This is a genomic window from Pseudomonas sp. M20, assembly GCF_045037865.1.
Taxonomy (GTDB): Bacteria; Pseudomonadota; Gammaproteobacteria; order Pseudomonadales; family Pseudomonadaceae; genus Aquipseudomonas.
The window spans coordinates 1563123-1587682 of sequence record NZ_CP173611.1 but is presented as its reverse complement, the minus strand read 5'-3'; the positions used below and the strand labels follow the sequence as shown (position 1 = coordinate 1587682).

At 60.0% G+C, this 24560-nt stretch carries 23 protein-coding genes; 16 read left to right on the top strand and 7 right to left on the bottom strand.

Annotation, left to right across the window (positions count from 1 at the left end; genetic code table 11):
- The first annotated feature begins 1 nt into the window (after nt 1).
- Together ACI514_RS07235 and preA are read left to right on the top strand one after the other, a co-directional pair.
- Nucleotides 2–1369: an NAD(P)-dependent oxidoreductase gene (locus tag ACI514_RS07235; protein WP_405123389.1), complete on the top strand. Its 1368-nt coding sequence runs from the start codon at nt 2–4 to the stop codon at nt 1367–1369.
- On the top strand, nt 1370–2644 hold the full coding sequence (gene preA / locus ACI514_RS07230; RefSeq protein ID WP_405123388.1) for an NAD-dependent dihydropyrimidine dehydrogenase subunit PreA: 1275 nt from the start codon (nt 1370–1372) through the stop codon (nt 2642–2644).
- 250 nt (nt 2645–2894) lie between these two features.
- Here preA and ACI514_RS07225 read toward each other — a convergent pair whose 3' ends face one another.
- Complete coding sequence (locus ACI514_RS07225; protein WP_038365564.1) at nt 2895–3515, bottom strand: TetR/AcrR family transcriptional regulator; 621 nt, start codon at nt 3513–3515, stop codon at nt 2895–2897.
- Between the two features lie 139 nt (nt 3516–3654).
- On the opposite strand from ACI514_RS07225, the gene copC reads away from it, so the two are divergent.
- Nucleotides 3655–4017, top strand: coding sequence for a copper homeostasis periplasmic binding protein CopC (copC, locus tag ACI514_RS07220; protein WP_160058524.1), 363 nt, complete (start codon nt 3655–3657; stop codon nt 4015–4017).
- Between the two features lie 3 nt (nt 4018–4020).
- Complete coding sequence (gene copD / locus ACI514_RS07215; RefSeq protein WP_405123387.1) at nt 4021–4878, top strand: copper homeostasis membrane protein CopD; 858 nt, start codon at nt 4021–4023, stop codon at nt 4876–4878.
- Between the two features lie 116 nt (nt 4879–4994).
- On the opposite strand, the gene ACI514_RS07210 is transcribed toward copD, so the two are convergent.
- Together ACI514_RS07210 and ACI514_RS07205 are read right to left on the bottom strand one after the other, a co-directional pair.
- Nucleotides 4995–6137: an HlyD family secretion protein gene (locus ACI514_RS07210; protein WP_405123386.1), complete on the bottom strand. Its 1143-nt coding sequence runs from the start codon at nt 6135–6137 to the stop codon at nt 4995–4997.
- Nucleotides 6134–7789, bottom strand: a complete 1656-nt coding sequence (locus ACI514_RS07205; protein ID WP_405123385.1) for an MFS transporter — start codon at nt 7787–7789, stop codon at nt 6134–6136. Before ACI514_RS07205 ends, ACI514_RS07210 begins: the two co-directional genes overlap by 4 nt.
- A gap of 308 nt (nt 7790–8097) precedes the next feature.
- Between ACI514_RS07205 and ACI514_RS07200 the strand changes: the two genes are divergently transcribed.
- The 6 genes from ACI514_RS07200 to ACI514_RS07175 all read left to right on the top strand — a co-directional run bounded on the left by ACI514_RS07200 (nt 8098) and on the right by ACI514_RS07175 (nt 14338).
- Nucleotides 8098–9393, top strand: a complete 1296-nt coding sequence (locus ACI514_RS07200; protein ID WP_405123384.1) for an OprD family porin — start codon at nt 8098–8100, stop codon at nt 9391–9393.
- Nucleotides 9394–9669: 276 nt separating this feature from the next.
- Nucleotides 9670–10494 carry an NAD-dependent epimerase/dehydratase family protein gene (locus ACI514_RS07195; protein ID WP_405123383.1) on the top strand — a complete coding sequence of 275 codons (825 nt, stop codon included), beginning with the start codon at nt 9670–9672 and terminating at the stop codon, nt 10492–10494.
- A 30-nt stretch (nt 10495–10524) separates the two neighbouring features.
- A complete protein-coding gene (locus ACI514_RS07190) occupies nt 10525–11418 on the top strand; it encodes an SMP-30/gluconolactonase/LRE family protein (RefSeq protein ID WP_405123382.1) in 894 nt (297 codons plus the stop codon).
- Between the two features lie 64 nt (nt 11419–11482).
- Nucleotides 11483–12454, top strand: a complete 972-nt coding sequence (locus tag ACI514_RS07185; protein WP_095118327.1) for a TRAP transporter substrate-binding protein — start codon at nt 11483–11485, stop codon at nt 12452–12454.
- A gap of 76 nt (nt 12455–12530) precedes the next feature.
- Nucleotides 12531–13058 carry a TRAP transporter small permease gene (locus ACI514_RS07180; protein WP_102899272.1) on the top strand — a complete coding sequence of 176 codons (528 nt, stop codon included), beginning with the start codon at nt 12531–12533 and terminating at the stop codon, nt 13056–13058.
- Nucleotides 13058–14338: a TRAP transporter large permease gene (locus tag ACI514_RS07175; RefSeq protein ID WP_160058531.1), complete on the top strand. Its 1281-nt coding sequence runs from the start codon at nt 13058–13060 to the stop codon at nt 14336–14338. The genes ACI514_RS07180 and ACI514_RS07175 overlap by 1 nt, the downstream gene beginning before the upstream one ends.
- Before the next feature lie 49 nt (nt 14339–14387).
- Here ACI514_RS07175 and ACI514_RS07170 read toward each other — a convergent pair whose 3' ends face one another.
- The 3 genes from ACI514_RS07170 to ACI514_RS07160 all read right to left on the bottom strand — a co-directional run bounded on the left by ACI514_RS07170 (nt 14388) and on the right by ACI514_RS07160 (nt 16949).
- Entirely contained in the window at nt 14388–15188 is an 801-nt protein-coding gene (locus ACI514_RS07170) for a sulfite exporter TauE/SafE family protein (protein ID WP_405123381.1), read from the bottom strand.
- Nucleotides 15189–15197: 9 nt separating this feature from the next.
- A complete protein-coding gene (locus ACI514_RS07165) occupies nt 15198–16442 on the bottom strand; it encodes an FAD-dependent oxidoreductase (RefSeq protein WP_405123380.1) in 1245 nt (414 codons plus the stop codon).
- A gap of 165 nt (nt 16443–16607) precedes the next feature.
- Nucleotides 16608–16949 (bottom strand): helix-turn-helix transcriptional regulator, encoded by a 342-nt coding sequence (locus tag ACI514_RS07160; protein ID WP_007915092.1) that lies wholly within the window; start codon nt 16947–16949, stop codon nt 16608–16610.
- Nucleotides 16950–17040: 91 nt separating this feature from the next.
- Here ACI514_RS07160 and ACI514_RS07155 point away from each other — a divergent pair, with 91 nt between their 5' ends.
- On the top strand, nt 17041–17904 hold the full coding sequence (locus ACI514_RS07155) for an MBL fold metallo-hydrolase (RefSeq protein WP_160058534.1): 864 nt from the start codon (nt 17041–17043) through the stop codon (nt 17902–17904).
- A 125-nt stretch (nt 17905–18029) separates the two neighbouring features.
- Nucleotides 18030–18929 carry a tyrosinase family protein gene (locus tag ACI514_RS07150; RefSeq protein ID WP_405123379.1) on the top strand — a complete coding sequence of 300 codons (900 nt, stop codon included), beginning with the start codon at nt 18030–18032 and terminating at the stop codon, nt 18927–18929.
- Here the strand turns inward: ACI514_RS07150 and bkdR are convergent.
- On the bottom strand, nt 18904–19392 hold the full coding sequence (bkdR, locus tag ACI514_RS07145; RefSeq protein WP_160058536.1) for a Bkd operon transcriptional regulator BkdR: 489 nt from the start codon (nt 19390–19392) through the stop codon (nt 18904–18906). The two genes, ACI514_RS07150 and bkdR, sit on opposite strands and share 26 nt — an antisense overlap.
- A gap of 185 nt (nt 19393–19577) precedes the next feature.
- Between bkdR and ACI514_RS07140 the strand changes: the two genes are divergently transcribed.
- Genes ACI514_RS07140 through lpdA form a run of 4 tightly spaced genes read left to right on the top strand, consistent with a single transcriptional unit; the run spans nt 19578 to nt 24526 of the window.
- The gene (locus ACI514_RS07140; RefSeq protein ID WP_016985244.1) at nt 19578–20813 is read left to right on the top strand and encodes a 3-methyl-2-oxobutanoate dehydrogenase (2-methylpropanoyl-transferring) subunit alpha; all 1236 of its coding nucleotides are present in this window, start codon (nt 19578–19580) and stop codon (nt 20811–20813) included.
- A 1-nt stretch (nt 20814) separates the two neighbouring features.
- A complete protein-coding gene (locus tag ACI514_RS07135; RefSeq protein ID WP_003224000.1) occupies nt 20815–21873 on the top strand; it encodes an alpha-ketoacid dehydrogenase subunit beta in 1059 nt (352 codons plus the stop codon).
- Nucleotides 21874–23145 (top strand): dihydrolipoamide acetyltransferase family protein, encoded by a 1272-nt coding sequence (locus ACI514_RS07130; RefSeq protein ID WP_405123378.1) that lies wholly within the window; start codon nt 21874–21876, stop codon nt 23143–23145.
- 7 nt (nt 23146–23152) lie between these two features.
- Nucleotides 23153–24526: a dihydrolipoyl dehydrogenase gene (lpdA, locus tag ACI514_RS07125; protein WP_405123377.1), complete on the top strand. Its 1374-nt coding sequence runs from the start codon at nt 23153–23155 to the stop codon at nt 24524–24526.
- Nucleotides 24527–24560 lie beyond the last annotated feature (34 nt).

Here is a 24560-nt window from a genome sequence, read left to right as displayed (position 1 = left end):
CGTGATCGAGACCCTGAACCATCTCCCCCACCCGCACGAAAGCGCGGCCGCCCTCGCCGGGCATTTCACCGATCTGGCGCCGCCGCTCAACGATCGCCAAGCGCATCTGGAAGCCTCGCGCTGCCTGTATTGCTATGACGCGCCGTGCGTGAATGCATGCCCGAGCGAGATCGACATCCCGTCGTTCATCCGCAACATTCATCAGGACAACGTCCCCGGTGCCGCGCAGAAAATTCTCTCGGCGAATATCCTTGGTGGCAGTTGCGCCCGAGTCTGTCCAACCGAAATCCTCTGCCAGCAAGCCTGCGTGCGCAACAACGCTCAGGAGTGCGCGCCGGTGCTGATCGGCCTGCTGCAACGCTACGCTGTGGACAATGCACACTTCACCGAACACCCGTTCCAGCGCGCCGCCGCCACCGGCAAACGAATTGCCGTAGTCGGCGCCGGTCCTGCCGGTTTGTCCTGTGCGCATCGCAGCGCAATGCACGGGCATGACGTGGTGATTTTCGAAGCACGGGAGAAGGCTGGCGGCCTCAATGAGTACGGGATCGCCAAATACAAACTGGTCGACGACTACGCACAAAAGGAACTGGATTTTCTCCTGCAGATAGGCGGCATCGAGATTCGTCATGGGCAGAAGCTGGGCGAGAATCTGACCCTCAGCGAACTGCATCAGCAGTTCGACGCGGTGTTCCTCGGCCTCGGTCTCAACGCCAGCAAGCAACTCGGCCTGCCTCACGAAGATGCCCCGGGCCTGCTCGCCGCCACCGATTACATCCGCGAATTACGCCAGGCCGATGACCTCACGCAACTGCCGCTGGCCGAACGCTGCATCGTCCTCGGCGCCGGCAACACGGCGATCGACATGGCCGTGCAAATGGCCCGCCTCGGTGCCCGCGACGTCAATCTGGTGTATCGCCGTGGCGCGGCGGACATGGGCGCCACCGGTCATGAACAAGACATTGCCAAAGCCAATCAGGTGCGTCTGCTGACCTGGGCGCAACCGGAAGAGGTGCTGCTCGACGCTCAGGGCCATGTGCGCGGCATGCGTTTCGCCCGCACCGATCTGGTCGACGGTCGCCTGCAAACCACCGGCGAGACCTTCGAACTGGTCGCCGACGCGATCTTCAAAGCCATCGGCCAATCATTCGACAGCAGCGCCCTCGCCGACCCGTTGGCCCGCGAACTCAAGCGCCAGGGCGAGCGCATTCAGGTCGACGAAAACCTGCGCACCAGCATCCCCGGCGTGTATGCCGGCGGCGACTGCACCAGCCTCGATCAGGACCTCACCGTGCAAGCCGTGCAGCATGGCAAACGCGCCGCCGAGGCGATCAACGCTCAACTGATGCTTAACGTGGAGGCTGCGTAAATGGCCGATCTGTCGATAGTCTTCGCTGGCATCAAAGCGCCAAATCCGTTCTGGCTGGCCTCTGCGCCGCCGACTGACAAAGCCTACAATGTCGTCCGCGCTTTCGAGGCGGGCTGGGGCGGCGTGGTCTGGAAAACCCTCGGAGAGGATCCGGCGGCGGTCAACGTGTCGTCGCGTTATTCGGCGCACTACGGCAACAACCGTGAAGTGCTCGGCATCAATAACATCGAGTTGATCACCGACCGCTCGCTGGAAATCAACCTGCGCGAAATCACTCAGGTGAAGAAGGACTGGCCGGATCGCGCCTTGATCGTTTCGCTGATGGTGCCGTGTGTCGAGGAGTCGTGGAAACACATTCTGCCGCTGGTGGAAGCCACTGGTGCTGACGGCATCGAGCTGAACTTCGGCTGCCCACACGGCATGCCTGAGCGCGGCATGGGTGCGGCGGTGGGTCAGGTGCCGGAGTATGTCGAGCAAGTCACGCGCTGGTGCAAGACCTATTGCTCGCTGCCGGTGATCGTCAAACTGACGCCGAACATCACTGACATCCGCGTGGCCGCCCGCGCGGCCCATCGTGGTGGCGCCGATGCGGTGTCGCTGATCAATACGATCAACTCGATCACCAGCGTCGACCTGGAACACATGGTCGCCCTGCCCACCGTCGGCAGCAAAAGCACCCATGGCGGTTATTGCGGTTCGGCGGTGAAGCCAATTGCGCTGAACATGGTCGCCGAGATTGCCCGCGATCCAGAAACACAGGGCCTGCCGATCTGCGGGATTGGCGGCATCGGCAGCTGGCGTGACGCGGCGGAATTCATGGCGCTGGGCAGCGGCGCAGTGCAGGTGTGCACGGCGGCGATGCTGCATGGTTTTCGGATTGTCGAGGAGATGAAGGACGGGCTGTCGCGGTGGATGGACAGTCAGGGTTACGCCAACATTGCCGAGTTTTCCGGGCGTGCGGTGGGCAATACCACGGACTGGAAGTACCTCGATATCAACTATCAGGTGATCGCCAAGATTGATCAGGACGCATGCATTGGTTGCGGGCGTTGTCACATTGCTTGTGAGGACACTTCACACCAGGCGATTGGCAGTCTGAAGCAGGCGGACGGCACGCATAAATATGAAGTGATTGATGAGGAGTGTGTGGGTTGTAATTTGTGCCAGATCACTTGTCCGGTGGCGGATTGCATCGAGATGGTGCCGATGGAGACTGGCAAGCCGTTTCTCGATTGGAATCATGATCCGCGCAATCCGTATCACGTTGCGGTCTAGATCGCCGACTGATCCAACAGCCCCCTCACCCTAACCCTCTCCCAAAGGGAGAGGGGACTGATTGGGGGATGCTTCAGAAATCCACCGACGTGAACGATTTACTTTGAATCCGCAATCGATACATCCACAAGCGCGAACTGCCTTGAATCCATAATCGACTGGTTTTTTCAGGTCGATGTACCTCGCAAGACACCACGGTCGGCCCCCTCTCCCTCCGGGAGAGGGCTGGGGTGAGGGTCAGCTTTTGCTTTTAGGGTTCCAACCCGATCCCACGCAAAATCACACTCGTCACCGTCTGCACCGCCCGCTCAAACTGCATGTCCGACAACGGCTGGTGCTCATTCAGAATATTCACCTGATGATCAAAGTCAGCATAGTGCTGCGTCGACGCCCAGATCATGTACAGCAAACTCGACGGCTCCACCGGCAGAATCCGCTTGTCCTCGACCCACTGGCGAATCTTCGCTTCCTTCATTTTCGCCCAGTCATACAGGCTGACATCCAGTGCCTCGCCCAAGGTTGGCGCGCCGTGGATGATCTCGTTGGCCCAGACTTTCGAGCCGTATGGCCGGCTGCGCGAGTGGTTCATCTTGGCGCGGATGTAGCTGCTCAGCACCACGCGCGGGTCATCGAACATCTCGAAGCACAGCGCGTCCTGCTTCCACACTTCCAGCAGGTCGAACAGCACTGCGCTGTACAGCTCGCTCTTGGTTGAGAAGTAGTAATGCAGATTGGAACGCGGCAGTTGCACTTCAGCGGCGATGTCGGCCATGGCCGTGCCGCCAAAGCCTTTTTCGGCGAAGACTTTTTCCGCCGCCAGGAGGATTTTCTCGACGTTACTGCGACGAATCTCGATCTTGTGATTGCCCATGAGGGCTCCCTGACAACAGCGTTGCCCAAGACTAGCATCCGCTCTGCTCCGCGGGCGACCGCTGCAAACAAAACTTCGTACTGGCGTCAGCGGATGGCTAAACTGACGCTTCTTCACTCCTGCCCCAAAGGTATTCGCGATGCTGTTCAAGAACGTCCTGACCACCACTGCCCTGCTCGCTTCGTTGTTCGCCGCATCCTCGGTATTCGCCCACGCCCACCTGAAAAGCCAGACCCCGGCCGCCGACAGCACCGTCGCCGCCCCGGCCGATTTGCGTCTGACCTTTTCCGAAGGTGTCGAGGCCACTTTCACCAAAGTCACCGTGACCAAGGATGGCGCACCGGTCGCGATCAAACCGCTGACCACCGAAGGCGACAAGAAAACCCTGATCGTCACCCCTGACGCTCCGCTGAGCGCCGGCGAGTACAAAGTCGAATGGCACGCGGTGTCGGTCGATACGCACAAAAGCGAAGGCGCCTATCAGTTCAAGGTGGGCCAGTAATTCATGAGTGAAACGCTGGTGCTGTGCCGCTTTGTGCATTTCATAGTGGTGTTGATGCTGTTCGGGGCCTGGCTCTTCAGGCCGTTGCTGCTCAAGGATGAAGCGCCGCAAGTGGATCGGCACCTGGCGCGACTGGCGCGTTGGCTGACGACTGTGGCGCTGGTCAGCGGGATTGTCTGGGCACTTTTGATTACTGCGAGCATGGCCGGCTCGGCTACGGCGGCGTTTGATCCGGACACGGTTGCGCTGGTGCTGGGCCATACGTTTTTTGGTCAAGTGTGGCGTTGGCATCTGCTGATCAATGCTGTGCTGTTGGCGTTGCTGTTCACACCTTGGCGTTCAAGCATGCGGTTGCGACTTGGCTTGAGTGCCCTGCTGCTGGCGACTCTCGCTCCGGTCGGACATGGCGCGATGCTCGATGGTTTGAACGGGCAACTGCTGATTCTCAACCAGATCGTTCATCTGACCTGCGTGGCGGCGTGGCTGGGCGGGTTGTTGTTGCTGGTGCTGATTCTGCGTCAGCCGACGGAGCCGATGCGTGAAGTTTTGCAGCGCTTCAGCGGAGTCGGTTATGCCTTGGTCGCGGGGCTGCTGATCACGGGGTTGATCAATGTGCGCGTGCTGACTGGCCAATGGTGGCCGACGCCGTTGTTCAACGGGTTTGCGTTGATTCTGCTGATCAAGGCGCTGATCGTACTGGGGATGCTTGGGCTGGCGCTGTTCAATCGCTTGCGGATTGATGATTGCGAACAGCGCATGGCCGCGCTCAGGCGCAGTGTGATACTGGAATGGTTACTCGGCATTGGTGCCGTAGCCGCCGTATCCCTGCTCGGCACGCTACCGCCGATGATCACAACCTGAAACACGATCCCCCTGTGGGAGCTGGCTTGCCAGCGATGGCGGTGTGTCAGGAACAGATATTTCGGATATGCCGACGTCATCGCTGGCAAGCCAGCTCCCACAGGGTTATCTGTTGATCAGTGAGGTTGGGTGTCTCCAGCGGCGGTGTCGATGCTGACGACAACTGACATCCCCGGCCGTAACCGCTCCTCTTCCTGCTGATCCGGATCGATGGTGATCCGCACCGGCACGCGCTGAGCAATTTTGACGAAGTTGCCGGTGGCGTTATCCGCTTGCAACAGGGCAAATTCAGACCCCGTCCCCGGCGAAATATGCTGCACATGTCCGGTGAATTTGCGGTGGTTCAAGGCATCGACAGTGAAGCGCACCGGCTGCCCGACGCGGACGTTGTCCATCTGGGTTTCCTTCATGTTGGCGATCACCCATTTCTGGTTCGGCACCAACGCCATCAACTGCGCCCCGGAGTTGACGTAGGCACCGAGGCGCACGCCGATCTGCCCGAGCTGACCGTCACGCGGGGCGACGATGCGCGTGTTCGACAAGTCGATCCGCGCCAGTTGCACCGCTGCTTCGGCGCTGGCCACTGCGGCTTCCAGCGAGCCGCGATTGACGATTACCGTTTGCAGATCCTGGCGGGCGATTTCCAGATTGGCCTTGGCCTGCGCCACCGCTGCAATGCTTTGCGCATTGGCCGCCAGCGCGACGTCCATCTCGCGTTTCGACACCGAACCGTCGCGCACCAGTTCCTGGTTACGGCGCAGGTCAGCCTCGCTTTTGCGCAACTGCGCTTCGCTGTCGGCCTGCACGGCCTGACGCAATTTGATCGTGGCCTCGGCGCTGTTGCGTTGCTGCACCACGTTGGCCAGCGCGGCCTTCTGCACCGCCAGTTGCGCCAGCGCCTGATCGAGGCGCTGCTGATAGATGCGATCGTCCAGACGCACCAACAAATCGCCAGCCTTCACGTACTGGAAATCCTGCACCGGCACTTCATAGACATAACCGGCGAGCTGCGGGCCGATGATCGTCACCTGGCCACGAATCAGAGCGTTTTCGGTGGTCTCGACCGCACTGCTGAACGGCGGCAATTGCCAGGCATACAGCACGATCAGCACGCCAACGATGGCAATCGCCGCGAAGCCCAGCGAGGAAATAATCCGCACCCGCAGCGAGCGTGGCTCGGTGTTCGGCGATGACGGCGGCGCCACACCCTCGGGCGTGGCAGCAATGGCATTGGTGGTCGTGGTGGTCGGTTCGGTCATGAAGAAGTGGCACCGCTGGAAGGTGTGGATGGCGCAGGGGCGACGGCTTTGGTGGTGCTCATCAGCCACAGCGCACGAATGGACAGCCAGATCATGGTCAGCACCGCAATCACGGCGATCAGCATGAACACATCGTTGTAGGCCAGCACGTTGGCCTCACGGGTGGCGGCGTTGGCCAAGCTGCGAATACCCGCCAGGTTGCGCAGACTCGGGTCGGCCAACAGCGATCCGTACGCCGAGCCGCCGCTCTGCACGCGTGCCGCCACCAAAGGGTCAGACAGCGTCAGGTGCTCAACGATTTGACTGGAATGAAATTTTTCCCGGACGATCTGAAACGTGCCCAGAAGTGCCGCACCGAGCAGGCCGCCGAGGTTATTGCAGATCCCGAACAGCACCGAAAAGCTCACCAGATTGCGCGGATTGGTCAACACGTTACGGGTGCCGAAGACCATGGTCGGGCCAAGGAAAAACGTGCTGCCGAACGCCAGCAAAAACTGACTGAAATAGAGGTTTTCCGGACGGGTCAGGTTGTTGGAAAAGCTGTCCATCACCGACCCGGTGGCCATCAGACCCAGCGAGATAATCAACGGCATCAGCAGGTGTTTGGGGTCGATGGTCAGCGCGCTGGTCACCAAACCCGCGACGCTGCCGATCAGCATCACCACGTACAGGCTGTGCAACTGCTCGTAGCCCATGTTCAGGTTCTGCATGAAACCGACCGCACCGGTGGACTGCTCCGAGGTGACCATGCGAATCAGGGTCACCGCCAGCGCCAGGCGAATCATCGTCCCGCTGCCCAGCCAACGGGTCATCAGCAGCGGGTTACTGCGGTTATGTTCGATGGCCAGACCGGCGATGATCAAGGCAATCGAGGCGGCCAGCGCATAGCCGATCCAGTCGGCCTCCAGCCACCAATCGATCCGCCCCAGCGACAACACCGCACACAGCAACGCCACGCCAGTGGCGAGAATGGCGAAGGTGAGAAAGTCGAGTTTTTCGAAGGTTTTGAAACGGTCTCCGGGCGGTAATTTGAGCAGCAATACGCAGCCTAGCGACAGCAACGCCATGCCCAGTTCGAACAGGTACAAGCCGCGCCATTCGGCGATCTGCAGCAAATCTTCGGAAAATAATCGCGCCAATGGCAACGCCAGTTGCGAGGTGCCGAGGCCGAGCACCAGCGCCTTCAGCCGCCACTTCGCCGGGAACGCCTGAACCATGTAATACAGACCCAGCGAACTCAGTGCCGCGCCGACCATGCCGTGCGCCGCCCGCACCGCCACCGCCGAATTCAGGTCGTTGACGAACAGATGGCCGAAGGTCACCAGCGCGTACAGCACCAGAAACACTTCGGTGAACGCGCGCAAACCAAACTGCTGGCGAAACTTCACCAGCAGCAGGTTCATCGACACGTTGGTCATCACGTACGCCGCCGGTAACCAGGCCATTTCCGCCGTGGTCGCGCCGAGTGCACCTTGCAGATAAGGCAAGTTGGCAACCACCAGCGAGTTGCCCAAGCCACCGGTCACCGCCACCAGCAAACCGACCAGCGCATAGGCCAGACGCTTGGGGGTGGAGTGCAACGGCGTCGAGGGGGAACCGGGCAGACTGGGCTTTTCGTGGGGCTGCCAGTTGCGCGGGGCGTATTGATCCATGGAAAAGCCTTGTGCGGAAGGTGGGTGAAGTTTGCCGCAAATTCACCGGCAACACACATCCCATGGACAACACAGATCCCTTGTAGGAGTGAGCCTGCTCGCGATCGCGTTGTATCAATGATGGAAATGTCGACTGATACACCGCTATCGCGAGCAGGCTCACTCCTACAAGGGTTCTGTGTGATGACCGAAGTCATCGCACAACTTGCTGTTGACATTCCCGGGAAACCTAGGAAATATCCGCACCCATGTTGTACGACGACGTATAACAAATAATAAAAACAACAAACGAAACAGGGAGCGTCACAGTGAGCACACTCGTCCGCAGTTCCGTCCGCCCTTCCCGTCTTTCCGTCACCCACCCGCGTACCGCTTTAAGTCTGATCGGCTGCAGCAGCCTCGCCCTCGCCATACCGATGAGCGCCGAAGCCGAAGGTTTTCTCGACGACAGCAAAGCCACGCTGAACCTGCGCAACGCCTACTTCAACCGCAACTTCGTCAACCCGGCCAACCCGCAGGGCAAGGCTGAGGAGTGGACGCAGAACTTCATCCTTGATGCCAAATCCGGCTTCACTCAGGGCACCGTCGGTTTCGGCCTTGATCTGCTGGGGATGTATTCGCAGAAGCTCGATGGCGGCAAAGGCACGGGCGGCACGCAACTGTTGCCGATCCACGATGACGGGCGTCCGGCCGACAACTTCGGCCGCCTCGGTGTAGCGCTGAAGGCCAAGGTGTCGAAGACCGAACTGAAGGTCGGCGAATGGATGCCGGTGCTGCCGATCCTGCGCTCCGACGATGGCCGCTCCCTCCCGCAAACTTTTCGTGGCGGCCAGATCACTTCCACCGAGATCAATGGCCTGACCGTCTACGGCGGCCAGTTCCGTGGCAACAGCCCGCGCAACGACGCGAGCATGGAAGACATGTCAATGAACGGCCGTGGCGCGTTCACTTCCGACCGCTTCAACTTCGGCGGTGGCGAATACACCTTCAACGACAAACGCACCCTGGTCGGCGTTTGGTACGCCGAACTCACGGACATCTACCAGCAGCAGTATTTCAATCTCAGCCACAGCCAGCCGTTGGGCGACTGGACGCTGGGCGCCAACCTCGGTTTCTTCACCGGTAAGGAAGACGGCAGCGCCCAGGCCGGCGAACTCGACAACAAGACCGCGTTCGCCATGCTCTCGGCCAAATATGGCGGCAACACCTTCTACGTTGGCCTGCAAAAACTCAGCGGCGACGACGCCTGGATGCGGGTCAACGGCACCAGCGGCGGCACCCTCGCCAACGACAGCTACAACGCCAGTTATGACAACGCCAAGGAACGTTCCTGGCAGTTGCGCCACGACTACAACTTCGTCGCCCTCGGTGTTCCGGGCCTGACCCTGATGAACCGCTACATCAGCGGCGACAACGTGCACACCGCCACCACCAATGACGGCAAGGAATGGGGCCGCGAGTCGGAACTGGCCTACACCGTGCAGAGCGGCCCGCTGAAAAATCTCAACGTGAAATGGCGCAACGCGACGATTCGCCGGGACTTCAGCACCAACGAGTTTGACGAGAACCGGATCTTTATCAGTTATCCGATTTCGTTGTTGTAATTCGTCGGCAAGTACGCCCCCTGTAGGAGTGAGCCTGCTCGCGATAGCGATGTGTCAGACGACATCCTCTTCGACTGATACACCGCAATCGCGAGCAGGCTCACTCCTACAGGGGATTGCATTGCAAGGCGAGATCGCCCGGAGGAAAAAACTGTTTCACCTTCCGTCATCTACACCAAAAGTCGCGTTGACAAGTTCCGGAAACCCTACCGATACTTCAGCGCAGTCATACGACAACCTACAACAAACCTAATAACAATGTGTCCAGGGATTGCCATGACGTCTACCTCTACTCCCCGCGCTCCATTCAATCGCCTGCTGCTGACCGGCGCTGCCGGTGGCCTGGGCAAAGTCCTGCGCGAACGTATGCGCCCTTACGCCAATGTCCTGCGCCTGTCGGACATCGCTGCCCTCGCCCCGGCTGTCGATGATCGCGAAGAAATCGTGGTCTGCGACCTCGCCGACAAAAACGCCGTGCACCAACTGGTCGAAGGCGTCGACGCGATCCTGCATTTCGGCGGCGTCTCCGTGGAGCGGCCGTTCGAAGAAATCCTCGGCGCCAACATCAGCGGTGTCTTTCACATCTACGAAGCGGCGCGCCGGCATGGCGTCAAGCGAGTGATCTTCGCCAGCTCCAACCACGTCATCGGCTTCTACAAACAGGACGAACCGCTCGACGCCAGCTCCGCGCGCCGTCCCGATGGCTACTACGGACTGTCCAAGTCCTACGGCGAAGACATGGCCAGTTTCTACTTCGATCGCTACGGCATCGAAACCGTCAGCATCCGCATCGGCTCCTCGTTCCCCGAACCGCAAAACCGCCGAATGATGCACACCTGGCTGAGCTTCGACGACCTCACCCAACTGCTCGAACGCGCGCTGTACACGCCGAACGTCGGCCACACCGTGGTCTACGGCATGTCCGCCAACAAGGACGTCTGGTGGGACAACAAATTCGCCAGCCACCTCGGCTTCGAGGCGAAGGACAGCTCCGAAGTGTTCCGCGAAAAAGTCGAGGCGCAACCGATGCCGGCCGCCGATGACCCGGCGCGAATCTATCAGGGCGGCGCGTTTGTCGCCGCAGGTCCGTTCGGCGACTGATCACTCTGAAAACGACGCAAAGGAATGAGTATGCAAGCCGAATTGATCGTCGATGCCCGCAACGCCGTCGGCGAAAGCCCGGTCTGGGTGGCAGAGGAAAACGCGCTGTACTGGGTGGACATTCCCAACGGCGGCCTGCAACGCTGGAGCGCTGACACGGGCCATGTGCATGCCTGGAAAACCCCGGAAATGCTCGCCTGCATCGCCCGCCACCACCGTGGCGGCTGGGTGGCCGGAATGGAAAGCGGCTTCTTTCATCTGCACCCGCACAGCGACGGCAGCCTCGACAGTGAGCGGCTCGCCAGCGTCGCACACAGCCGCGAAGACATGCGCCTCAACGATGGCCGCTGCGACCGTCAGGGCCGCTTCTGGGCCGGCAGCATGGTGTTGAACATGGGCCTGAATGCGCCCGAGGGCCGGCTCTATCGTTACGGCGCCGGGCAGTCTGACGTGATCGAAGCGCAGCTCGACGGTTTCATCGTGCCCAACGGCCTCGGTTTCAGCCCCGACGGCAAAACCATGTACCTGTCCGATTCGCACCCCGATGTGCAGTTGATCTGGGCGTTCGATTACGACACTGACACCGGCACACCATCGAATCGCCGGGTTTTCGTCGACATGAACCACTTCCCCGGTCGCCCCGATGGCGCTGCCGTGGACGCCGAAGGTTTCTACTGGATCTGCGCCAACGACGCCGGCCTCATTCACCGTTTCGCGCCGGACGGCCGACTCGACTTCTCGCTGGCCGTACCGGTGAAAAAACCGACCATGTGCGCCTTCGGTGGAACCCGGATGGACACCTTGTTCGTCACCTCGATTCGTCCCGGCGACGACCACGATCCGCAATCCCTGGCCGGCGGCGTGTTCGCCCTGAATCCCAACGTCAAAGGCCTGCCGGAACCGCTGTTCGACGATTTGCTGTAACACCCGCCTCTGCTGCACCGCTGCGCCTTGAACACAACAATAACAAGACTGGAGACTCACCCCCATGAACTTCAAACGCACCTTGCTGGCCGCTGCACTCCCGCTGATGTTTACCTTCACTGGCGCCGCTCAGGCACTGCAACTCAAATTCGCTGACATTCACCCCGCCGGCTACCCAACCGTGGTGGCCGAAGAAAACATGGGCAAGACCCTGACCAAGGAAACCAACGGCGAGCTGACCTTCCAATACTTCCCCGGCGGTGTGCTCGGCTCCGAAAAGGAAGTCATCGAGCAGATGCAAGTCGGCGCCGTACAGCTGTCCCGCGTCAGCCTGGGTATCGTCGGCCCCGTGGTCCCGGACGTGAACGTGTTCAACATGCCGTTCATCTTCCGCGATCATCAACACATGCGTAACGTCATCGACGGCGCAGTGGGCGACGAAATCCTCGACAAAATCACCAATTCCGAATTCGGCCTGGTGGCCCTGGCCTGGATGGACGGCGGCACGCGCAACGTCTACACCAAGAAACCGGTGCGCAAGCTCGAAGACCTCAAGGGTATGAAAATCCGCGTGCAAGGCAACCCGATGTTCATCGACATGATGAACGCCATGGGCGGCAACGGCATCGCGATGGACACCGGTGAAATTTTCAGCGCCCTGCAGACCGGCGTGATCGACGGCGCGGAAAACAACCCGCCGACCCTGCTCGAACACAACCACTTCCAGAATGCGAAGTACTACAGCCTCACGGGTCACCTGATCCTGCCAGAGCCGATCGTGATGTCGAAAATCACCTGGGAAAAACTGACGCCGGATCAACAGGCGCTGGTCAAGACAGCCGCCAAGGCTGCCCAGGCCGAAGAGCGCGTGCTGTGGGACAAGAAGTCCGCTGCCAGTGAAGAAAAACTCAAGGCCGCCGGCGTCGAGTTCATCGAGGTCGACAAGAAACCCTTCTACGACGCCACCGCACCGGTGCGGGAAAAGTACGGCGCGAAGTATGCCGACCTGATCAAGAAAATCGAAGCCGTTCAGTAACGCCTGCCGCTCCGTCCTCATGAACAAGGCCCGGTGCGCCCGATGACTGCGGCGCGCCCGGTTACGGTGGAACCCGATGAAGAATCTACTGCTGCGTATCAACGACAAGATCTACATGACGTGCATCTGGGTCGCCGGCCTTTCCGTCCTGGCGATTTCCCTGATGATTCCCTGGGGCGTGTTCGCCCGCTACGTGCTGGGCACCGGTTCGAGCTGGCCCGAGCCCACGGCGATTCTGCTGATGATGGTGTTTACCTTCATCGGCGCCGCCGCCAGTTACCGCGCCGGCGCGCACATGGCCGTGGCCATGCTCACCGATCGCATGCCGCCGCACGTGCGATCCGCAGCGGCGATTTTTTCCCAGCTGCTGATGGCGGCGATCTGCATCTTCATGACGATCTGGGGCGCCAAGCTGTGCATGTCCACCTGGAACCAGTTCATGGCGGCCCTGCCCGATCTGCGCGTTGGCGTGACCTATTTGCCGATTCCCGTGGGCGGCTTGCTGACGCTGATTTTCGTGCTGGAAAAACTCTTGCTCGGTGACCAGAGCAAACGGCGCGTCGTGCAGTTCGACCTGGTTGAAGAAAGTGAAGGTGCCGCCTAATGGACGCTCTGATACTGCTGGGCAGTTTTATCGTATTGATCCTGATCGGTATGCCAGTCGCCTACGCGCTGGGCGCCGCCGCGCTGATCGGTGCGTGGTGGATCGACATTCCGTTCCAGGCGGTGATGATTCAGGTCGCCTCGGGGGTGAACAAATTCTCGCTGCTGGCCATTCCGTTCTTCGTGCTGGCCGGTGCGATCATGGCCGAGGGTGGCATGTCGCGTCGATTGGTGGCGTGTGCCGGGGTGCTGGTGGGTTTTGTCCGCGGCGGTCTGTCACTGGTCAACATTGTCGCGTCGACGTTCTTCGGCGCGATCTCCGGTTCGTCGGTGGCGGACACCGCGTCGGTGGGTTCGGTGCTGATCCCGGAAATGGAACGCAAGGGCTATCCACGGGATTTCTCCACCGCCGTGACCGTCAGCGGTTCGGTGCAAGCCCTGCTGACCCCGCCAAGCCATAACTCGGTGCTTTACTCCCTGGCCGCCGGTGGCACGGTTTCGATTGCCTCACTGTTCATGGCGGGCATCGTTCCGGGCTTGCTGATGAGCGCCTGCCTGATGGTGCTGTGCCTGATCTTCGCGAAAAAACGCAACTACCCCAAGGGTGAAGTGATCCCGATGCGCCAGGCGTTGAAAATCGTCGGCGAAGCCCTCTGGGGCATGATGGCGATGGTGATCATCCTCGGCGGCATCCTGTCCGGCATCTTCACCGCGACCGAATCGGCGGCCATCGCCGTGCTCTGGTCCTTCTTCGTCACCATGTTCATCTACCGCGACTACAAGTGGAGCGAACTGCCGAAACTGATGCACCGTACGGTGCGGACGATTTCGATCGTGATGATCCTGATCGGTTTCGCGGCGAGCTTCGGTTACATCATGACCCTGATGCAAATTCCGGCGAAGATCACCACGGCGTTTCTGACCCTGTCGGACAACCGCTACGTGATCCTGATGTGCATCAACGTCATGCTGCTGTTGCTCGGCACGGTGATGGACATGGCGCCGCTGATCCTGATTCTGACGCCGATCCTGATGCCGGTGATTCTCGGCATTGGTGTTGACCCGGTGCAGTTCGGCATGATCATGCTGGTGAATCTGGGGATCGGATTGATAACGCCGCCGGTGGGTGCGGTGTTGTTTGTCGGTTCGGCGGTGGGCAAGGTCAGCATCGAAAGCACTGTGAAGGCGCTGCTGCCGTTTTACGCGGTGCTGTTCCTGGTGTTGATGTTGGTGACTTACGTGCCGGCACTGTCGCTGTGGTTGCCCCATCTGGTGTTGTAAGCCGATAAAAAGATCGCAGCCCTTGATGGGCTGCGATTTCTTTTGAACCTCACGCCCGCAACAACATATACCCCGCCACCACGAGACACACACTGGCAAACCCCACCTGCAACGCCCGCGCCGGCACCCGCGCACAGAGCTTGCGCCCGATGATCATGCCGACAATGCTGGCGACGATAAACGCCGCGCCCTGCCCGTCAATCCGCACACCGGCATGAAACGAGCCGACCACCCCGATCGCCGAGATCAGACTGATCACCATCAACGACGTCGCGACAATCCCGCGCATCTGCACGTCGGTCAGTTGCTTGAACGCCGGCACGATCAGAAAACCGCCACCCACACCGAGCAATCCGGAGACCACCCCGGTAATCGCGCCCAAAGCAGCCAGGGTTGCGGTGCACTTGGCGGTCCAGTCAAACCGCCCGGTTTGTTCATTGAGCATGCAATTCTTCTGGCCCCAACTGGCATGCCCGTGATCGCTCGGCCCCTCCTGCTGACGCTCACGGCGCAACATGCGCCAGGCCACCATGACCATCAGCAGGCTGAACAGGACCATCAGGATTTTCTCCGACAACTGGTGCGCGAAGTAAATGCCCAACGGCGAAAACACTGCGCCCAACGCCGCAATCAACAGCGCCGCGCGATAGCGCACCAGGCCATGACGCAAACCGTCGATGGCACCGACCGCCGCCGCACTGCCGACCGCAAACAACGCCACCGGCGCTGCCTGCGTCATCGTCCAGCCAAGCCCGAGCACCAGCGCCGGCACCGCCAGAATGCCACCGCCGGCCCCGGTCAAACCGAGGACCAACCCCATCACCACGCCAAACAGACTTGCCAGCAACATAGGGTTTTCTCAGTCGACCTTGGACACACGTGTCAGCCACTCGCGGCCCTTGAGCATGCCGTTCCAGTAGAACCACGGCAGCAGCGTCGCCTTGAGAAACCATGCCGAACGCCGCGCCACCGTCGGGTCCAGTGGAAAGGTCGGCAGCAACTTGCCGGCGTATCCGAACTCGGCAAGGATCACCTTGCCCTTCTCCACCGTTAGCGGGCAGGAACCATAGCCGTCGTACTTCAGCGGCAGCGGTTGTTGCTTGCGTAGGGCCAGCAGGTTTTCCGCCACCACCACGACTTGCTTGCGCACCGCTGCGGCGGTTTTCGCGTTACTGGTGCCACAGATATCACCGAGTCCGAACACCTCGGGAAAGCGCGGATGTTGCAGGCTGTGCGGGTTGACCTCGCACCAGCCGGCGGCATCGGAGAGAGGACTTTGGGCGATGAAGTCCGGCGAGATCTGCGGCGGCACGACGTGGAGCAGATCGAAGGTTTTCGCCTCACGGGTGACGTTGCCTTCAGCGTCCTTGATCTCGAACCACGCGGTTTTCGCCGGGCCGTCGACCTTGACCAGATTCGAGTTGAACGCCAGCTGCGCGTTGTATTTTTCGATGTACTTCATCAACGGCGGGACGAACGTCGCCACACCGAACAGCGCGGCGCCGGCCAAGTTGAATTCGACATTGATATTATTCAGCGCACCGTTTTTACGCCAGTGATCGCAGGACAGATACAACGCCTTTTGCGGTGCGCCGGCGCATTTGATCGGCATCGCCGGTTGAGTGAACAGCGCTTTGCCGCCGCGCAGTTTCTGCACCTGATCCCAGGTGTATTGCGCGTGCTGGTAGCTGTAGTTGGAGGTCACGCCGTGTTGACCGAGGCTGTCCTGCAAACCTTCGATTTTCTCCCAGGCCAGACGCAAGCCGGGGCAGACGATCAGGTTCTGGTAGCTGACCGTGCGTTGATCGTTGAGGGTGAGTTGGCGTTTGTCGGGGTCGATTGCGGTGACCGCCGCTTGCAGCCAGTTCGCTTGCTTTGGCATGACCTTGTTCATGGCCCGGGCCGTGTCTTTCACATCAAAGGCACCACCGCCGACCAGCGTCCACGCCGGTTGGTAGTAATGCTGGGCGCTGGGTTCGATCACGGTAACTTTCAGCGCCGGATCACGCTTGAGCAGGCTGGCGACAAAACCGATACCGGCCGTACCGCCGCCGATGACCACGATGTCCGCACTGATGGATGGGCCCCAGTGTTGATCGTTCATTGCTTGTTCCTTTTGCTGCACGCAAGGATTTCTCAGCCTTCACACAAATCCATTGTAGGAGTGAGCCTGCTCGCGATAGCAGTGTGTCAGTTAATGAATGTGTGGCTGACACACCGCAATCGCGAGCAGGCTCACTCCTACATGGGATAGCGTGTTGGCTGGCATTTATTGATGACCCAGACTTTTCAGCACGGCTCCGCAATACAACCCGGAGAGGGTTTTCATCACCTGGATGACCTCCGGACTGGCGAGGCCGTAGAAAATGTACTTGCCTTCACGACGGGTCGCGACCAGCCCTTCATCGCGCAGGATGCCCAATTGCTGGGACAGCGTCGGCTGGCGCACACCGGTCATTTTTTCCAGTTCGCCGACATTGCGTTCGCCTTGGGTCAGTTGACACAGGATCAGCAGGCGATCCTCATTGGCCATGGCCTTGAGCAGCGCACAGGCCTTGGAGGCCGAGGCGCGCAGCTGGGCGACTTCACATTCGGTCAGACTGGATTGCATTTGCACGATGCCTTCAAGGTCACTTAAGCTGCGAACATTATGTTTTTAGATAAAGTGTTGCAACCCATTTCCCTTGTTCAGGTTGGTGTCCATGCCCGCGCAGATTGAAGCTTTCCTCGACCCCGCCTCTTCGACCTACAGCTATGTGGTCTATGAAGTGGATGGCGGGCAGTGTGCGATCGTTGATCCGGTGCTCGATTACGACGGCGCTGCCGGACGCACCTGCACCGCCCAGGCCGACAAAATCATCGCCTTCGTTCGCGCCCACAATTTGCAGGTGCAGTGGCTGCTGGAAACCCATGCCCACGCCGATCACCTGTCCGCCGCGCCTTACCTGCGCCGGGAACTGGGTGGCAAAATCGCCATCGGTGAATCGATCAGCAAAGTGCAGAACGTGTTCAAGGCACTGTTCAATCTGGAGCCGGAGTTTTGCGTCGACGGCTCACAGTTCGATCATCTGCTTGCGCCGAACGAGTCATTTCGCATCGGCAACCTCAAGGCCACGGCCCTGCACGTCCCCGGCCACACCCCGGCGGACGTGGCTTATCTGATCGATGGCGAGCAGATTCTGGTCGGCGACACATTGTTCATGCCCGATGTCGGCACGGCGCGCTGCGACTTTCCCGGCGGCAACGCCCATCAGTTGTTCAATTCGATCCAAAAGCTGCTGGCCTTCCCGGCCAGTGTGAAACTCTACGTTTGCCACGATTATCCGCCCGAAGGTCGCGCCTCACAGTGCCAGACCACGGTCGGCGAACAACGCAAACACAATATTCATGTGCATGACGGGATTGATCAGGCAGCGTTCGTCGACATGCGCACCAAGCGCGATGCCGGGCTGGGCATGCCGACGCTGTTGCTGCCGGCGATTCAGGTAAATGTGCGAGCGGGGAATCTGCCAGCGGCGGAGGACAACGGTGTGGTTTACCTGAAGATTCCGCTCAATTCGCTATAGGAAAAAACCGCTAGGGCCGTTGCCGGATTATTTTTCCTACGAACGCTGTCGAGGGTGATGAACTGGTGAAAATCCCGTAAGCGAGCAGACTCCATTGGGCAAACATTCAATGGAGTTTTCGCAATATGGATATTCGTCGTAATCACCGTGACATGACCGTGGCACAGAAAAACGCGTTCATCAGGGCCATCCTGATCCTGAAAAATCAAACCCCCAGTATCCTGCGACCTGGTCAGCAGTATCGCTACGATGACTTTGTACAGATTCACAAGAACTCCATGGGACAGGGCAATCCGATTTTCCCCAACCCCCATCGCAATCCGCTGTTTTTCCCCTGGCACCGCATCCTGATTCGCCAATTCGAGCGGGAACTGCAAGCCGCAGCCAACGACCCCGGCATTACCCTACCGTACTGGAACTGGAGCATGAGCGGCGCGGACAACCCATTCGTCGATGATTTCATGGGCAGGGATGGCGATGCGCGGTTTGGACAGCGCGTAACCATCGGGCCATTTGCTTTCGAGGGGCAGGTCTTTGGCATCAAGGTCTGGGATGGTGACGAAGGGATTGCGGCGCTGAGGCGCAATTTCGGCGCAGCGGGTTCGCCACTGCCCACCGTGCAGGAAATCGAGTCAGTCATGAACCGCACACCCTACTGGTCCGAACCCGAAGGTTGGGAAAACCAGATGGAGCGGATGCACAACAACGTGCATTCGTGGGTCGGCGGCAACATGGGCACGGCCGCGTCACCAAACGACCCGATATTCTTCCTCCACCACTGTCATCTCGATTATCTGTGGGAAAGGTGGAAGCGCCAGCACCCTGCCGAAGAAGTCATATCATTTGCCGAAAACGCACCCAACGGCATGCTCGAGGCCACAATGATCTTTCATCCGGACATCGAACCTGCCCCTTGGCAACAGACCTGGAAGATTAGCCAGGCCCTCGACACTGCGGCACTTGATTATCGGTATGACTTCAGTAGTGCTGGCACCGCGATCACGCCCCCAGAATCAAACCATTGATCGGCAACGGCAGCGCGGTCTTGTAGCGCACCTGCTTGAGCGCGAAGCTTGACCGAATGTTCGCCACACCCGGAACTTTGGTCAGGAAGTCCATCATGAAGCGTTCGAGCGACTGAATGGTCGGCACCAGGACCCGGATAAGGTAATCCGGGTCTCCGGCCATCAGGTAGCACTCCATCACCTCCGGGCGATCGGAGATGGCTTCCTCGAAATGCTGCAGCGCTTCCTCGACCTGTTTCTCCAGGCTGACGTGAATGAACACGTTCACGTGCAATCCCAGCAGATCAGCATCCAGCAGCGTGACCTGCTCGCGGATCAGGCCCAATTCTTCCATTGCCTTGACCCGATTGAAGCACGGCGTTGGCGACAGATTCACCGAGCGTGCGAGGTCGGCGTTGGTGATGCGCGCATTCTCCTGAAGGCTGTTGAGAATGCCGATGTCGGTACGGTCCAGTTTGCGCATGAGACAAAACCACCTGTTTTTTATGTTTATGCAGAATTTCTATCTGCAAATCGTCTCCAGCGCAACGAAACAGAGATAAATATTCTTCTTGCCCGGGCCTATGATTGTTGTAGGACAAGATTTCTTCTACCGAAGAATGACTGCCAGCTCACTACAAGAAATTCACAAGATCGAGCGTAGAAGCCATGACCCAAGCGTATGAACCGCTGCGTCTGCACGTCCCTGAACCCTCGGGCCGTCCAGGCTGCAAAACCGATTTTTCCTACCTGCATCTGACCGATGCCGGTACGGTGCGCAAACCTTCCATCGACGTCGAACCCGCCGACACCGCCGACCTGGCGCGTGGGCTGATTCGTGTGCTCGACGATCAGGGCAACGCCCTCGGCCCTTGGGCTGAAAACGTACCAGTCGAGATCCTGCGTAAAGGCATGCGCGCCATGCTCAAGACGCGCATCTACGACAACCGCATGGTGGTCGCCCAGCGTCAGAAAAAAATGTCGTTCTACATGCAAAGCCTTGGCGAAGAAGCCATCGGCAGTGCTCAGGCGCTGGCCTTGAACATCGACGACATGTGCTTTCCGACCTACCGCCAGCAAAGCATCCTGATGGCCCGCGAAGTGCCACTGGTCGACCTGATCTGCCAACTGCTGTCCAACGAGCGCGATCCGCTCAAAGGCCGCCAGTTACCGATCATGTACTCGGTCAAGGACGCCGGTTTCTTCACCATCTCCGGCAACCTCGCCACCCAGTTCATTCAGGCCGTCGGCTGGGGCATGGCCTCGGCGATCAAGGGCGACACCAAAATCGCCTCGGCGTGGATCGGTGACGGCGCCACCGCCGAATCGGACTTCCACACCGCCCTTACCTTCGCTCACGTTTATCGTGCGCCGGTGATCCTCAACGTCGTGAATAACCAATGGGCGATTTCGACCTTCCAGGCCATCGCCGGTGGTGAAGCCACCACCTTCGCCGGACGCGGCGTCGGTTGCGGCATCGCTTCGCTGCGCGTGGATGGCAACGACTTCTACGCCGTATACGCGGCATCTGCCTGGGCCGCTGAACGCGCCCGCCGCAACCTCGGCCCGACCATGATCGAATGGGTCACCTACCGCGCCGGCCCGCACTCGACCTCCGACGATCCGTCGAAATACCGTCCTGCCGATGACTGGAGCCACTTCCCGCTCGGCGACCCGATTGCCCGTCTCAAACAGCACCTGATCAAGGTCGGCCACTGGTCGGACGAAGAGCACGCTGCCGTCAGCGCCGAGCTTGAAGCCGAAGTGATTGCCGCGCAAAAACAGGCCGAACAGTACGGCACCCTCGCCGGCGGCCAGATTCCAAGCGCCGCGACCATGTTCGAAGACGTCTACAAAGAGATGCCGGAGCACTTGAAGCGCCAGCGTCAGCAGTTGGGGATCTGACATGAACGACCACAACAACAATATTCAGTTGGAAACCGCCATGACCACGACCACCATGACCATGATCCAGGCCCTGCGCTCGGCCATGGATGTGATGCTTGAGCGTGATGACAATGTGGTGGTGTTCGGTCAGGACGTCGGTTACTTCGGCGGCGTGTTCCGTTGCACCGAAGGCCTGCAGACCAAGTACGGCACCTCGCGGGTATTCGACGCACCGATCTCGGAAAGCGGCATCGTCGGTGTGGCCGTCGGCATGGGCGCTTACGGTCTGCGTCCGGTCGCCGAGATTCAGTTCGCCGACTACGTCTACCCCGCTTCCGACCAGATCATTTCCGAAGCGGCACGCCTGCGTTATCGCTCGGCCGGCGAGTTCACCGCGCCGATGACCCTGCGCATGCCTTGCGGCGGCGGCATCTACGGTGGCCAGACCCACAGCCAGAGCATCGAGGCAATGTTCACTCAGGTTTGCGGTCTGCGCACGGTCATGCCATCCAACCCGTATGACGCCAAAGGCTTGCTGATCGCCTCCATCGAAAACGATGATCCGGTGATCTTTCTTGAGCCGAAACGCCTGTACAACGGCCCGTTCGACGGCCACCACGACCGCCCGGTGACCCCGTGGTCGAAACACCCGCAAGCCCAGGTTCCGGACGGTTACTACACCGTGCCACTGGACGTGGCCGCGATCACTCGTCCGGGCAAGGACGTGACCGTGCTGACTTACGGCACCACCGTTTATGTCTCGCAAGTCGCGGCCGAAGAGTCCGGCGTTGACGCCGAAGTCATCGACCTGCGCAGCCTGTGGCCGCTGGACCTGGAAACCATCGTCAAGTCGGTGAAGAAAACCGGCCGCTGCGTGGTTGTTCACGAAGCCACCCGCACCTGCGGTTTCGGCGCCGAACTGGTGTCGCTGGTGCAAGAGCATTGCTTCCATCACCTGGAAGCGCCGATCGAACGCGTCACCGGTTGGGACACCCCCTACCCGCACGCGCAGGAGTGGGCGTATTTCCCAGGGCCGTCCCGAGTGGGTGCGGCGTTGAAACGGGTCATGGAGGTCTGAATGGGCACGCACGTTATCAAGATGCCGGACATCGGCGAAGGCATCGCAGAAGTAGAACTGTCGCAGTGGCACGTCAAGGTTGGCGATCTGGTCGTTGAAGATCAGGTGCTGGCGGATGTGATGACCGACAAGGCGATGGTCGATATTCCCTCGCCCGTGCATGGCAAGGTGATTGCCCTCGGCGGTCAGCCGGGTGAAGTGATGGCGGTTGGCAGCGTGCTGATCAGCATTGAGGTTGAAGGTGCTGGCAACCTCAAGGAATCGGCGGCTCCTGCTCCGGTAAAAGAAGCACCTGCGGCGCCGAAGGTTGAAGCAGTCGTTGAGAGCAAACCTGCTCCAGCCGCCCCGCGCCCTGCTGCGGTTTGCCAAGGCCCGATGGTTGCTCGCGAAGCAGACGAACGCCCTCTCGCCTCGCCGGCCGTACGCAAACATGCGCTGGATCTGGGCATTCAATTGCGTCTGGTGCGCGGTTCCGGCCCGGCCGGTCGTGTGCTGCACGAAGACCTTGAATCCTACTTGGCGCAAGGTCAGTCGAACGCTTCGGCACCGGTTGCTGCCGCGTACGCACAACGGACTGACGAAGAACAGATTCAAGTGATCGGCATGCGCCGCAAGATCGCCCAGCGCATGCAGGACGCTACCCAGCGTGCCGCACACTTCAGCTATGTCGAAGAAATCGACGTCACTGCCATCGAAGAACTGCGCGCGCATTTGAATGAAAAACACGGCGCCAGCCGTGGCAAGTTGACCTTGCTGCCGTTCCTCGTCCGTGCGCTGGTCGTCGCCCTGCGCGACTTCCCGCAGATGAACGCCCGTTACGACGACGAAGCCCAGGTCATCACCCGCCTCGGCGCAGTGCATGTCGGCGTCGCCACGCAAAGCGATGTCGGCCTGATGGTGCCGGTGGTCCGCCATGCCGAAGCACGCAGCCTGTGGGACAGCGCCACGGAAATCTCCCGTTTGGCTAACGCCGCACGTAATGGCAAGGCCAGCCGCGATGAATTGTCCGGCTCGACCATCACCCTGACCAGCCTCGGTGCGCTGGGCGGCATCGTCAGCACGCCAGTGTTGAACCTGCCGGAAGTGGCGATCGTCGGTGTGAACAAAATCGTCGAACGGCCAATGGTCGTCAAAGGCCAGGTGGTGATCCGCAAGATGATGAACCTCTCCAGTTCCTTCGATCACCGCGTGGTCGACGGCATGGACGCGGCGCTCTTCATCCAGGCCATTCGTGGCTTGATCGAACAACCTGCCACTTTGTTTGTGGAGTAAGGCGCGCATGCAATCTCTGAACACTACGCTGTTGATCATCGGCGGCGGCCCCGGCGGTTATGTCACGGCGATCCGCGCCGGGCAACTGGGCATCCCGACGATTCTGGTCGAAGGCCAATCGCTGGGCGGCACCTGCCTGAACATCGGCTGCATCCCGTCGAAAGCGCTGATCCATGTGGCTGAGCAGTTTCACCAGACCCGGCATCACAGCCAGCATTCGGCGTTGGGCATCAGCGTTTCCGCGCCGAGCCTCGACATCAGCAAAAGCGTCGAGTGGAAGGACGGCATCGTTGATCGTCTGACCACCGGAGTGGCTGCACTGCTGAAGAAAAACAAGGTTCAAGTCATCCATGGCTGGGCCAAAGTCATCGACGGCAAAACCGTTGACGTTGGCGACACGCGCATCCAGTGCGAGCATCTGGTGCTGGCCACCGGTTCAACCAGCGTCAATCTGCCGATCCTGCCGATTGGCGGGCCGATCATCTCTTCCACCGAAGCACTGGCGCCGAAATCCGTGCCAAAACGCCTGGTCGTGGTGGGCGGTGGTTACATTGGTCTGGAACTGGGCATTGCTTATCGCAAGCTTGGCGCTGAAGTCAGTGTGGTCGAGGCGCAGGATCGCATCCTGCCGGCGTACGACGCTGAACTGACGCAACCGGTGCATGACGCGCTGAAGCAACTGGGCGTGAAGCTGTACCTCAACCACAGCGTGCTGGGATTCGACGGTACTTTGCAGGTGCGCGATCCAGAAGGCGAAACCCTGAATCTGGAAACCGATCAGGTGCTGGTAGCCGTTGGTCGCAAACCGAATACCCAGGGCTGGAACCTCGAAGCACTGAATCTGGACATGAACGGTTCGGCGATCAAGATCGACAGCCGCTGCCAGACGAGCATGCGCAACGTCTACGCCATCGGCGATCTGAGCGGCGAGCCGATGCTGGCTCACCGTGCCATGGCTCAGGGCGAAATGGTTGCCGAGTTGATCAGCGGCAAAACCCGCGAGTTCAACCCGACAGCGATTGCTGCTGTGTGCTTCACCGACCCGGAACTGGTGGTGGTCGGCAAGACCCCGGACGAGGCCAAGGCTGCAGGGCTGGACTGCATTGTTTCCAGCTTCCCGTTCGCCGCCAATGGCCGGGCGATGACGCTGGAATCGAAAAGCGGCTTCGTGCGCGTGGTCGCTCGTCGCGATAACCATGTGATTGTCGGCTGGCAAGCGGTGGGCGTTGGTGTGTCGGAGTTGTCGACGGCGTTTGCGCAAAGCCTGGAAATGGGCGCGCGGCTGGAAGACATCGGCGGCACCATTCATGCGCATCCGACCCTGGGTGAAGCGGTTCAGGAAGCGGCGTTGCGTGCTTTGGGGCATGCGTTGCACCTTTGAAGATCAAAAGATCGCAGCCTTCGGCAGCTCCTAC